This window comes from Spiroplasma endosymbiont of Polydrusus formosus, assembly GCF_964263245.1.
In the GTDB taxonomy this organism is placed as follows: Bacteria; Bacillota_I; Bacilli_A; order Mycoplasmatales; family Mycoplasmataceae; genus Spiroplasma.
Window position 1 is genome coordinate 140178 of sequence record NZ_OZ181656.1, and the last position, 12363, is coordinate 152540.

Annotated in this window: 15 protein-coding genes and 1 pseudogene; 7 read left to right on the top strand and 9 right to left on the bottom strand. The window is 23.8% G+C overall.

Annotated elements, in window-relative coordinates; translation table 4 throughout:
• Positions 1–29: 29 nt before the first annotated feature.
• Complete coding sequence (locus ACE38S_RS00760) at positions 30–212, bottom strand: hypothetical protein (protein ID WP_374695929.1); 183 nt, start codon at positions 210–212, stop codon at positions 30–32.
• Between the two features lie 241 nt (positions 213–453).
• Between ACE38S_RS00760 and ACE38S_RS00765 the strand changes: the two genes are divergently transcribed.
• Positions 454–597: an IS3 family transposase gene (locus tag ACE38S_RS00765; protein WP_374697104.1), complete on the top strand. Its 144-nt coding sequence runs from the start codon at positions 454–456 to the stop codon at positions 595–597.
• A gap of 495 nt (positions 598–1092) precedes the next feature.
• Positions 1093–2394 (top strand): DUF2130 domain-containing protein, encoded by a 1302-nt coding sequence (locus tag ACE38S_RS00770; RefSeq protein ID WP_374695930.1) that lies wholly within the window; start codon positions 1093–1095, stop codon positions 2392–2394.
• A gap of 1001 nt (positions 2395–3395) precedes the next feature.
• On the opposite strand, the gene ACE38S_RS00775 is transcribed toward ACE38S_RS00770, so the two are convergent.
• Together ACE38S_RS00775 and ACE38S_RS00780 are read right to left on the bottom strand one after the other, a co-directional pair.
• On the bottom strand, positions 3396–3533 hold the full coding sequence (locus ACE38S_RS00775) for a hypothetical protein (protein WP_374695931.1): 138 nt from the start codon (positions 3531–3533) through the stop codon (positions 3396–3398).
• 602 nt (positions 3534–4135) lie between these two features.
• Complete coding sequence (locus tag ACE38S_RS00780) at positions 4136–4549, bottom strand: IS3 family transposase (protein ID WP_374695932.1); 414 nt, start codon at positions 4547–4549, stop codon at positions 4136–4138.
• A gap of 687 nt (positions 4550–5236) precedes the next feature.
• Here ACE38S_RS00780 and ACE38S_RS00785 point away from each other — a divergent pair.
• Positions 5237–5383, top strand: a complete 147-nt coding sequence (locus tag ACE38S_RS00785; RefSeq protein ID WP_374695933.1) for a hypothetical protein — start codon at positions 5237–5239, stop codon at positions 5381–5383.
• 84 nt (positions 5384–5467) lie between these two features.
• Here the strand turns inward: ACE38S_RS00785 and ACE38S_RS00790 are convergent, their stop codons facing one another.
• Positions 5468–6394 (bottom strand): hypothetical protein, encoded by a 927-nt coding sequence (locus ACE38S_RS00790; RefSeq protein ID WP_374695934.1) that lies wholly within the window; start codon positions 6392–6394, stop codon positions 5468–5470.
• Positions 6395–6768: 374 nt separating this feature from the next.
• Here ACE38S_RS00790 and ACE38S_RS00795 point away from each other — a divergent pair.
• Positions 6769–7014: pseudogene (locus ACE38S_RS00795) on the top strand (bifunctional methylenetetrahydrofolate dehydrogenase/methenyltetrahydrofolate cyclohydrolase); the annotation flags it as partial.
• Between the two features lie 41 nt (positions 7015–7055).
• Here ACE38S_RS00795 and rbfA read toward each other — a convergent pair.
• Positions 7056–7394 carry a 30S ribosome-binding factor RbfA gene (rbfA, locus tag ACE38S_RS00800; protein ID WP_374695935.1) on the bottom strand — a complete coding sequence of 113 codons (339 nt, stop codon included), beginning with the start codon at positions 7392–7394 and terminating at the stop codon, positions 7056–7058.
• Between the two features lie 584 nt (positions 7395–7978).
• On the opposite strand from rbfA, the gene ACE38S_RS00805 reads away from it, so the two are divergent.
• The gene (locus ACE38S_RS00805; RefSeq protein WP_374695936.1) at positions 7979–8218 is read left to right on the top strand and encodes a hypothetical protein; all 240 of its coding nucleotides are present in this window, start codon (positions 7979–7981) and stop codon (positions 8216–8218) included.
• A 261-nt stretch (positions 8219–8479) separates the two neighbouring features.
• On the opposite strand, the gene ACE38S_RS00810 is transcribed toward ACE38S_RS00805, so the two are convergent.
• The 4 genes from ACE38S_RS00810 to ybeY all read right to left on the bottom strand — a co-directional run bounded on the left by ACE38S_RS00810 (position 8480) and on the right by ybeY (position 10819).
• Complete coding sequence (locus ACE38S_RS00810) at positions 8480–9562, bottom strand: alpha/beta hydrolase (RefSeq protein WP_374695937.1); 1083 nt, start codon at positions 9560–9562, stop codon at positions 8480–8482.
• Between the two features lie 4 nt (positions 9563–9566).
• Positions 9567–9962: a cytidine deaminase gene (gene cdd / locus ACE38S_RS00815; protein WP_374695938.1), complete on the bottom strand. Its 396-nt coding sequence runs from the start codon at positions 9960–9962 to the stop codon at positions 9567–9569.
• Between the two features lie 152 nt (positions 9963–10114).
• Positions 10115–10324, bottom strand: coding sequence for a diacylglycerol kinase (locus ACE38S_RS00820; RefSeq protein ID WP_374695939.1), 210 nt, complete (start codon positions 10322–10324; stop codon positions 10115–10117).
• Positions 10325–10342: 18 nt separating this feature from the next.
• Positions 10343–10819 (bottom strand): rRNA maturation RNase YbeY, encoded by a 477-nt coding sequence (gene ybeY / locus ACE38S_RS00825; RefSeq protein WP_374695940.1) that lies wholly within the window; start codon positions 10817–10819, stop codon positions 10343–10345.
• 81 nt (positions 10820–10900) lie between these two features.
• On the opposite strand from ybeY, the gene ACE38S_RS00830 reads away from it, so the two are divergent.
• Both ACE38S_RS00830 and ACE38S_RS00835 read left to right on the top strand, forming a co-directional pair.
• On the top strand, positions 10901–11110 hold the full coding sequence (locus ACE38S_RS00830) for a diacylglycerol kinase (RefSeq protein ID WP_374695939.1): 210 nt from the start codon (positions 10901–10903) through the stop codon (positions 11108–11110).
• A gap of 152 nt (positions 11111–11262) precedes the next feature.
• Positions 11263–11658: a cytidine deaminase gene (locus tag ACE38S_RS00835; protein ID WP_374695941.1), complete on the top strand. Its 396-nt coding sequence runs from the start codon at positions 11263–11265 to the stop codon at positions 11656–11658.
• Positions 11659–12363: the final 705 nt, after the last annotated feature.

A 12363-nucleotide genomic window follows, 5' to 3' on the forward strand; every position in this document is an offset into this window, starting at 1 on the left:
ATGTGTTTTGATAAAACTAATTGTTTCAATTATTTATTGAAACAATTACCAAAACCACTAATCATTGCATCAATAATTACATATGTAGGTCAAGCAACTCCTAATTTAGTAGGGCCCAAAAAACAAATAATAATTCCGGCAATAAAAAACAAGGATGAAACTCCAAAGATTTTCAAAAACATAATTACATCTTTAATAGTTGCTTTTGACATAAAATCATCTCCCTTCTAAATTACTTTTTTTCTTTGAATATATAATGATTGAATTTTAGCGGGTGTTCCGCGTTTATCTTTATATGATATAATTCTCCCTTGAAAAAATGATACAAAAAAATATAATCCATCATTTGTTTCAATTGGGACTTTAACATAAAATGGAAATTTATGATGTGTTTTCTGTCTTTATGATAATGCTGGGGCTGAAACAACTTACAAAAGTTTTAAAACATAATTTATCAAGAGGCAAAAATTTATAAATTTAACCCAATTAAAATACAAATTATTTAACTTTGTGTATTGATGTAACAATATTCGAATTCACAGTAGTTTAAATTATTTAATACCTGTTGAATTTAGAAAAAAACAACAGTCCATATAAAAAGTGTCATAAAAAATGTTGCCAATCCATTTTATAATGATATAAAATAAAGCGCTACACTTCATAGTATAATTTACATTTGAAAGTCCACATAAATATGTTTCAATTTATTGAAACCCACCCAGAAAGCAAAAGAGAAAAATAAATAAAAAAATAATTTTTAATAAAAAAAATAAATATTATGGTATAGTTAAATTATCGTTATAATAATTAGAAGAAAGATAATTAGGGTAACAAGTTACGCGTATTTCAAGAACTACTTGCTAATGACAATAACTATAAAAATTAAATATATTTTTTTGGTTCGCTATGATTGAAAAAATATTTTGTAAATAGTAAATAGTGTGTTTTATAAATTTACTATTTAAATATTATAGTTAAAAAGTTAAAATATAACTTAGGAATATCGAAAAAATATAATGTTTTATTAAATAATAATCAATTAGTTAAAAGTCATTAGTAAATAATAAATAAGAAAAAAGGAGATAAAAAAAAATGAAATGAGAATTCACATGTCCTAATTGTGGATATATTATTACAGAAGAAGATTTTAGTAAAAATGAAAAAATTTTAGCTAATTTAAAATATATTTTTGATAAACATAAAGATATTTATATTCAAAATTTAAGAGAAAAATTAATTATTGATTTACAAGAACAGCAAAAAAAAGAATTATCAAGAATTATAGCTGAGAAAGAGAATCAATTTAATAAGATAAAGCAAGAAGAACTTGATAAACTTAATCAAATTATTACTAATCAAATTATTGAATTAAGTAATAATAAAGTTAATTTAGAAAAATTATTGATTGAAAAAGAAAATTCAATTAATTTGGCAAAACAAAAAGAAATTGATGATCTAAAAGAACATATTGCTAAGTTAGGTAGTCTTATAGAAAATAATAAAATTGAATTAGATAAAACATTGGCTGAGAAAGAGAATCAATTTAATAAGATAAAGCAAGAAGAACTTGATAAACTTAATCAAATTATTACTAATCAAATTATTGAATTAAGTAATAATAAAGTTAATTTAGAAAAATTATTGATTGAAAAAGAAAACCAATTAATGAACAAACAACAAGAAATAATTTTAAATTATGAAAAAGAATTAAGAGTTCTTAATTATCAAGTTGAAGAATTAAAGATTGCCAACGCTACTAATAAAATTATCCAGAATAAAACAAAAGGAGAAAACTTTGAACACGAAGTATACGGTGAGTTATTAAAAGTATTTGAAGATGATAAAGTTACTAAAATTACTTCACAAGATAAAAAAGCAGATTATTTACAAGAAATTATAACTGATAATAAAAAAATAGGAAAAATAGTTTATGAAGTAAAAAATGCAGAATGAAGTAATTCATGAGAAAAAAAATTAGTAGAAGATATGGCTAAACAAGGTTCAAAATACGGAATCCTTGTTACAACATCATTCAATAAAAAATATCCAGGGATTCCATTTAAAAAATCTGATGAAAATCCAAATATTTATCTATGCGATGCAGATAGTTTTATTTTTGTAGGACAAATTATTAGAAGTATGATTAAAATTGAATATAAATTAGATTCTCAAAGACAAATAACGAATTATGATGAAAAAATAAAATCATTTACTTCTTGAAAAGAAGTAAATTTACCAAAATTAATTAAAATGTTTGAAGATAATTTTATGGGAATTAAAGAAGCAGAGACAAGCATTACTAAAAAAGTGGATGAAATTAGAATCGCAAGAGAGAAGATGCATAATAATGCATTACACAATATTAGAGAATTTCTTGAAGAATTTAATTTTTAAATTGGCATCGTGTACGATGAACCTGAAAAAATTTATTGTGAGATTGTTTTTTTATTTTTATTTTTATATTAAAAAACATAAATTTATTTGCATTATTGATCGGATGGTATCTTTAAATTTAGAACTTTTATCACAAAAATAGATTAAGTTTTGTTTTTTCTACATAAAATAAAGTTTATTTTTATAAATCCCTTCAAATAAAGGTATTATCCGATCAATAATTCAACTCTTAAACTTAATATTTTGATGCTGAAAGATGAATAACTCATCTATGACACGAAACTTTAAATAAAGTATGAAAGCAAATGGATTTACTTTTATTTTCCTGAATTGTAAAAATTCATTGGATTTAATACAAAATATTCAATAAAGTGCCCCAAATATATTTACAATTCAGGAAAATATTAAATAAATTTATTAGTTAAAATTTACTAAATTATTTTCCTCTATCTGTTATTGCTCCTTTAATTTTTCCAACTAACCCATTGATTATAATTAAATTATTCAAGTTTTTTTAAACTTAATTATTAGTATGTTCTTCTAATTTCATAGCAAAGTATTTTTTACTTGATTTCTTTACTAAAAATAAACAACTAGATTTATGGTTTTTTCCAACCACCGTATTCATTTCAAAAAATCTAACATCACTATCTTTATTTTCAATATATTATATTGATCTAAATATTTCATCTAATTTTCCACGATTATTAGGTTTTTTCTTTGTTCTATTTCTTCTTCCGCTATTCATTAAATTTTACTTTAACAAACCAAAAAGACCTAAATAAATTCATTTATAAAATGTTTTAAGGCAAGAAGGGAATTTGATATCAAAATTTATTAAAAATCGCTGAATAATTTTTGGTGGTGAATCGTAAATAATATTAAATCGTAAATTTAAAAATTATTGTTGTTTTTCTGTAAATTCGGGTGCTTTTAATATACTTTTTTCGTTTTTTATAATAATAATTATGTGTATCACGGGCATTACAATCTTCTATATTTTAAAATTTTTTAAGTTCTCTTGAAATTGTGTTTGGAATTATTTCCATTTCCTTAACAATTTTTCTAATACTAACTTTCTCATTTTTCTTTTTACAAGTATCAGATTTTAATAAATCAACTATTGTTTTTTTTATCATATTTTAGATGACTATAATTTTCCACGCTATTAACTCTTCTCGTTTTATTTATAACATTATTTTAAAAAAAATTGACTTATATTTTAAGTTGATGGTATGATGGTGTTGTAATTGTAAGCAAGATGTTAATTTTTCCATTTTTTTCTAACTTGTTTAAAAATTACTAAAAATAAAGACTTAAAAAATACTACATCAATTTTAGTAAATAATAATAAAAAGTATTTACTATTTTTTAGTATATCTTTTTCTTTACGGTTTGAATATAAATTATTTAATTTAATAACATCTTGTATATATTCTTAATGTGAATTATATATTTTCTTATTTATTGTAGCTTTTTTAAGTAATGAATAAAAACTTTTTATAACAATATTATCTGCATAGTGATAATTTTTCCCCATTGAAATTATAATATCGTTAGATAAATATTTATCGTGATAAATAACGAATTTGTATTGATATCCGTGATCTAAGGTGAATTATTATGTCATTCAGATCTTTTTTTATTAATTTTATTTTTTAATTGCATCATTTAAATTATCCGTTACTAATTTATTGTCATTATATTTAGATCACTTTACATCAACTATTTCTTTAGTATATTAATCAATAATTGTTGATTGATAATATCTTTCTCTTTTTCAAATTAAATATGTTACATCAGTATATAACATTAAAAACCTTGTTTTTATATCATTGAATTTACAATTAATTAAATTAGGATATTGCAATAAACTTTTTTCTTTATTCTGTTCATACTTCATTTTTCTTCTCATTTTTCTTACATATTCAGGTTGTATTTGATTATTACACATAATCCTTAAAAATTTTTTTAAATTATATTTTATATCATAATCTTCATTTAAATATTTAGTAATTCTTCGGTATCCAAATTGTTTTAAATTTTCTTCATAGACTTTTACAATATCATTTATTGCTTTTTTATTTTTTTTGCTACTGTCATAATTTTTATATTTACCTCAATAACTAAGTTTTAACCCTGTTATTTCTAGCAATAATTTTATTGAATACTCACGACAATTTTGTTTAATAAAAGAGACGATTATTAGTTTGTTTAATTGTAAAAGTCATGGAGTTTTTTAATAATTAATACCTTGTTTTATAATAGTTTAAATCTTTTTTTCCAAATGGTTTTTTTGACCCTTTTGTGTATTTAAAATTCCTTTTTTATGATTTGATCATCAAGATTATAATGTATTTGCATTTAGATTATATTGTTTTGCTGCTATTCAACAATTTTTTTGTTTAATTTCTTTTATTGTATTTTTTCGAAATTATGCAGTATATGTTTTAAATTTTTGTCCTTTTCTTGCTATATAAAAATGCACCTCCTATAAAAATTTAGCAAAATCTTTTTTATTTTACTTACTTTTTTGGGTGCACTCTTAAGTATTTCTTTCTTCTTTTTCTTCGGCATGGATCATTTCATCAGTTCAAGCTGAGATAATACCACTGCCTTTACCAACTTTCCCCATAATTTTATTGCCATTCGCATATCCCGCAAAAGTAATGCGAATACCACTAGGAAAAACAATTTCACCACCCTCTTTAACATTTTTCGGTCAAAAATATTAACCCCGTTTCCATTATCAGGTTCGATATCAACCCCATATTTATCATATAAGTAATTACAGACTGTGGGGGGATAATTATCACCAAATGTCGTATCTTCGTGGGTATTGGTGTATCTTCGTAAAATGATCAACGAAGCATCAGTAAAATTACAAGCAAAAAATAACTTTTCTGCTAAATGATTTCATGTTTTATTAGTACCTCTTCCAGTGGAAACAAACTTTAAAAAACAATTAGTTGTAAAATATTGGGCATAACTATCCCTTACAAAATCTTTTTTATTTTACTTAATTTTTGGTGTGCACTTTTTATAACTATTTTTTATTTTTTTAAATTTATCTTTAGATTAATAAGTGTTTTAATTGTCGCATTTGTTTTCAACAATTTTTATTTTGGACAAAATAGAACCCAAAATAACAACAAGAAACAATTAATGCAAATGTTATATAAACAACCATTGTTTGAACAATCATTGAAATTTTACCATTTGTATAACTAGCTTTGGGGTTAGTAAATTCCATAAAATCATAAGGAAAATAACCGGAGAATGACATATCTGGCATTGGCTTTCAACTATGTGTTGCTTTTAAAATATAACCTAGAATGGTAAATACTAAGAAATATCCTAAAATCGTTGATAAACTATATCATCACCAACGTAACATTGTTGTTTTATTATAAGTTAAATTATATTTCTTATAACAAGTAAAGTAATAAAGAACCCCTAACAACGGAATTAAAGAATGTTGTAAAAACATACTCATTCATTGTATTGGTAATCACTTTTTAAAATCACCAGTAATCGGCAAAGAGATATTATAAAAGAATAAAGTAAAACAAATAACAACCATTGTTAATAATCCTATTTTACTATTATCATATCGTCCTTGTCCTTCCCTTAAGGTATTAAAAGCAGAATTAAGAAAAAATGTAGAAAAAATAAGGGTTGAATATGAAGTATATAATGTTAAATTACGAAAAATAACCATGAAAATAATACTGACATCTGATCAACTTTGTAATTCTTCCAATCTTGTGTCATATTTTGAAACCCAACTCTTCGGAAAAACACCATGATGTTTACATCATAATGTTAATGATAAACTAACAATAATAAAAATAATAATTGAAATAATTGGTAAAATTCCAATAATTAATTTAAATCAAAATTGTAAGCTTTTAATTAAAAGTTTAACATTACTTTTCAAAATCCAATCTTTGTTATTATTTTGTTGTAATATCGCATTTGTGTTTGTTATATTGCTCATTTTCAAATCCTTCTTAATAGTATATCAATTATTTTATCTGTTTTTAATCAGGAAATCAATATAAATTATTGAAATGAATTTAATGGTTGGAATAAAATAAGTATTTGTTGCTAAATTATACTTGCACTTACAAGTATAATTTAGCATATTATCATTTATATTTTTTATATCTTCTACTTTATATTAATGTTTTTCTTGTTGTGGTTTACCACAAACATTTAAACTTGTTGTGCTTGTTGTACTTGTTCCAATTAGAGTAATTTTTCCTAAAAGACTTAATAATTTTTTTATTTTTGTCTACTCCTTTAATTTTATTAGTTTTAGTTCCATTTATAATATTTATTTTTTGCTGGTTCATCTTATATAATGTCTTTTTAATTTATGCAGTTGGAAAAGCAAAATTTGTAATAGCATTAACGATTAAAGAAAATGCTATTGTTATTGATGTTGGTATTAATCGGTATGAACATAATAATTTATGTGGCGATGTTGATTTTGAAAACGGTTTACCAAAAGTAAAAATGATTACCTCCGTCCCCGGTGGGGTTGGGCCAATGACAATTTCTTCATTATTAGAAAATATCTTATATCTTTACCATATAAATCAAACTGAAAGTTAAAATAAAAAAGCGGGTAACCCGCTTTTTTATTAGAGTTATTGTTATTTTAAATTTTGTAAAATTGATTCAATACTATTAGCATTATCTAATGAATGATCAAAAATAAATTCTAAATCAGGACAACGATAAATTTCTAATTTATGCGCTAATTTACTACGGATTTCACTTTTGTAATTTTGTACAATAGGATTAAGCTCTGCTTCTGGTTTATTTAATAATGGTGAATAATAAACCTTGGCATGGCCTAAATCATTTGATAATTTTACCGCATGCACTGATAAAGTATTTAAAATATCATCGCGAATTTCGCGTTGCATAATAATTGTTAAATCACGAGCAATCAAAGATTGCATTCTTTCAACTTTAATTTTATTTACCATTGTCTCACCTTTTTTCTAACTTATTAATATTATAGCAAAGCATTTCATAAAAATAAATAATTTTATTACTAAATAAAATTATTTTAAAACGCTAAATTATACTTGCACTTAACTTTACAATTAGGCAAACAAAAAAAGGATCCAACGGATTAGTTAGATAACATAACTAAAAAATTTTTTTATGATAATATGAAAATATATTACGAAGGAATTACGAAACGTTTAAATTATCGAATTTAATAGAAAGATTATCTTTGATGTTATAAAGCAACAATTGCTATCTTAGCTTTTGATTTTTTAACTTATGGTTTTTATATGGATATTTTTAAATAATTTTGATATCTTAAAGGAAGAAACCCTACCAGTTTACAAAATTAAAATATCTTATTAAGTTTTTATTCTATGAAAGTTAATATTATAACGATTGTTTGATTAGTATTAGCCGTTTTTAATCATCATCGTGAACAAAAAAAGTTGATTTTTCTCCACCAATGCAAAATTGAGTATTATAAATTGAAACTTATTAATGTTTTTTATTTTTTGAATTGGAATTATCATTGATTACAAAAACGGAGCAGTAACAATTGCTGATTATAGTAAAGATAAAATTAGTTGTACAATTGTTAATCATTTTATTATGTCAATTATCATGCCAATTCTCTTTTTTTGGTTATACTTTCTTGTCATTTGATGATCATCGTTTGAATTTAACAAAAGAATTTTTGCAAAAAGACTGATGAGTTATTTTAAGTTATCCATTTTTTTATTTAATGTATGTTATTGTTCAAGCGGCCGCTTGAACACAAGATGTAAATATCGATTAGGATTTATTATCCTTATCCATTATTAAATATTGATAATAATCCAATGATTCCAGGCGCATAGCGAGCACAAGCAAACGTGATTTATTGCTTTTATTTCATTGTTGTTTTCACTATTTTTAACGCTGGTTTACAAAGTTTTAACAATGCAATGTATAGAGTTTTTAATCGTTATCAAGACAAAACACTATTATATGAAAAAGGCTACCAAAGCAAAAATAAAAAAACAATAAAATAGCGATAAATAAAGTTATTTATTTATCGCTATTTTCGTTTTGCGGTTGTTATAAAATTGATTATCGCCGTTAAATATTCAGTTGGTTTATGATATATGCCCCGCACATGATCACAATCAAATACAATTCGGTGAATAATTTTCTGTTTTTCATATTTTCGTTTATTTTGATAAGCTTCGTAGCCCATTACATATGGCGTGGTATGGTCGCGCTTATTTAAAATATATAACACCGGTAATTTTGCTAATGGTTCTAAATTTTCCCCTGGATTAATTTGTTCCGGATCATAACCCCGGGTTTCAATCGCATAGTGTCGAATGGCATAATAATGTTCATAATAATTAACTTTTGTTTTTAACATATAATAACGATATAAAACATTCAAATTACTAATTGTTGAATCTAACACAACACTGTTAATTAATTTATTTTTTTCAAAAGAAAACTTTAAATATTCCATAATAATAAAAGTCCCCATCGATCAACCATGAAAATTAAGTTCTTTTATTTTTGGGTCAATTTTATCTTGTAAAAAATCAACAACGGTCGCTAAGTCATATTTTTCATAATAACCCATTGTCGTCATTTTAGTCGTTGACTCGCCATGATTACGTTGGTCAAAAACAAAAATGTTATAACCTAAACGCAAATAAATTAAACCAAAAAATATTGCGCGGAACTTATGTGAATTTAAACCATGGACAACAACAACTCATTTTTTATTGTTATCATTTTTTACTCAGGAGCGAATTGAAACTCCTTTTAACATAACATTTTCATAACCATGAATATCATATTCTTCAATATCTCATTTCTGGTCTAATTCATCTGGTGTTAATGACATTGTTTTAATATATAATCGTTTTGTTAAATCCATAATATATTTTTTACAATATGCTTCTAAATCATTATTAGTTTTCTTCCATCAACTATGATGCGTTAATAAAAATCGCTTATCATGAAAGTGATAAAAAATCTTAATATAAATTGCATTATTACGCATATACTCTGGTAATTTATAATCATCAACAATTCGATAACTGCGGTCAGTAATTAAATCTTGTTCTGATGTTAATGCAAAATGTTCTTCATTATGATACTTTTTAGCCACAATATTATTGTAAATCCTCTTTTGTAAAAGCATATGGCAATAAATTTTTGATTGTTAAAATATATGATTCACCTTTTTGATTATAAATTTCAATTGGAATCTGTTGATCAACTAACTCTCATAAAAATTGTTGTCACATTCCACAAGGCGAACTCAATTGTTTACTATCTGTATATAAATAAAATTTTGCAATATCGGTTTTACGATAACATAAGGCATAAACTTGTGATAAAGCTGTTCGTTCAGCACAAATTGTAATAGTATATGTGGCATTTTCAACATTAACACCAGGAACTTTACTCCCATCTTTTAAAAGACAAATGGCACTAAAATGAAAGTTAGAATATGATGCATATGCTCTCTTACTTAGTGCTTTTAACTTTTCAAAATAAGTTATCATCTCACCACTCCTTTTTTAACTAATATGTTAATATAGTTTAATAACATCTACTAATGGTATTAAACTATATTAATAATTCCAATCATAATTGCTAGAATTGAATTAATTAATGTTGCTGCCGTATAGATATCTTTAATTTTTTAGCTCTAATATTATATATCAAACGATAATAAATCAACAAAATTTTCAACCATCGTATTAATTAACTCAATGCCAATTATAACCAAAGACACAATAAAATGAATAATTAAACTTGATTTTTCTTTAATTGCAGTATAAATTCCCTGAAAATCATTTGAAAAATTATTCTGTAATTTTAAAAATGATTTTTCTTGACTGATGATGTTTTTGTTGTTGTTCATCCCTTCTTCTTTCTCTTTTTATTCTATTTTAATTCTTTTAATTTGTAAATCATTTAATACTTTTCGTTGTAAATTAAACATTTTTTTTTCATCAGGTGATGTTTGATGATCATAACCTAAAATATGCAACATTCCATGGGTAAATAAAAAAGCAAATTCACGTTGAGGAGAATGGTTATATTCCGCAGCTTGCGCAAGTGCTTTTTCATAACAAATGAAAATATCCCCTAAACTACGTAATCCTATTAATTTAAATAAATCAACCTTACTTTCCTCTTCTAAGGCAAAGGTAATAACATCAGCAACATAATTTTTTTGTCGATATTGCCGATTAAGTTTCAGTTGCTTTTGATCATCAACAATAATTAATGATAATTCTAATGGTTCAGTTATTTCTAATGTTGTTTTAATTTTATGAAAAATTTTATTAAAATCATCTTGATATGGTTTAATATCAAAATTTGTCTTATTGTAAATTACAAAATCATCATTCATTTCTTCGCCATAACCTTCTTTTTTTATTATAACAAATGTAAATTGTAAATTCAAATAGAATAAAAAGAGAAAGAAGAAGGGATGAACAACAACAAAAACATCATCAGTCAAGAAAAATCATTTTTAAAATTACAGAATAATTTTTCAAATGATTTTCAGGGAATTTATACTGCAATTAAAGAAAAATCAAGTTTAATTATTCATTTTATTGTGTCTTTGGTTATAATTGGCATTGAGTTAATTAATACGATGGTTGAAAATTTTGTTGATTTATTATCGTTTGATATATAATATTAGAGCTAAAAAATTAAAGATATCTGTACGGCAGCAACATTAATTAATTCAATTCTAGCAATTATGATTGGAATTATTAATATAGTTTAATACCATTAGTAGATGTTATTAAACTATATTTACATATTAGTTAAAAAAGGAGTGGTGAGATGATAACTTATTTTGAAAAGTTAAAAGCACTAAGTAAGAGAGCATATGCATCATATTCTAACTTTCATTTTAGTGCCATTTGTCTTTTAAAAGATGGGAGTAAAGTTCCTGGTGTTAATGTTGAAAATGCCACATATACTATTACAATTTGTGCTGAACGAACAGCTTTATCACAAGTTTATGCCTTATGTTATCGTAAAACCGATATTGCAAAATTTTATTTATATACAGATAGTAAACAATTGAGTTCGCCTTGTGGAATGTGACAACAATTTTTATGAGAGTTAGTTGATCAACAGATTCCAATTGAAATTTATAATCAAAAAGGTGAATCATATATTTTAACAATGGAATCGTGTACTATTAACCTCCAAAAAACAACTATTTTTATTTAACAATAGTTGTTTTTTTATTTGTAAAACCAAAATTATTAATTGATTCAGAGAAAGGACAGTATCTTAAATATTTACATAAAAACTATAATAACTTTTTGATACCATATTTAAGTTGTATTATACATTTATTAAATATCTTAAAAATCTTTACAAAGTGTACCTGTTTTTCTCCTAATTTAAGGTGTTGTTCTTTCTTTGTTTTAGTTAATTAATTTGCTATAAAAAACTTAATATCAAGAAAAGGAGCAGATAATGGAAATTAATAAACAACAAAAAATATGCGATATTGATAATTGCCATAAAGCAATATCCTTCATTATTGAATAATTTTTATTAAATAAAGTTTTATGAACTTTTGATAAACACAAAGATTTATTAAATCAGACAAAAGATAAAAAACAAAAGCTATTTTATAAAAAATTCAAAAATTCAAAAATTATCTTTTATTGAGAAACTGATTTTTTAAAACTTTTATTTTATAAATATTTTCAAGTTTTTTCACTTGCTAAATTATTTACAACAATCAAATGTAATTGTTTTTATTGTGCTAGGTGGTTTTTGTTTAAAATAAATTTTATTATACTTTCTATGACATCTTTGCTTTTGCTAGTATTTAGTTACTAACAGGATTGATGTTTTAAATCATATATCAACCAAAGTTATAATTGCTATTTTATGGTTTTTACCAACCATAGTATCTCCCTC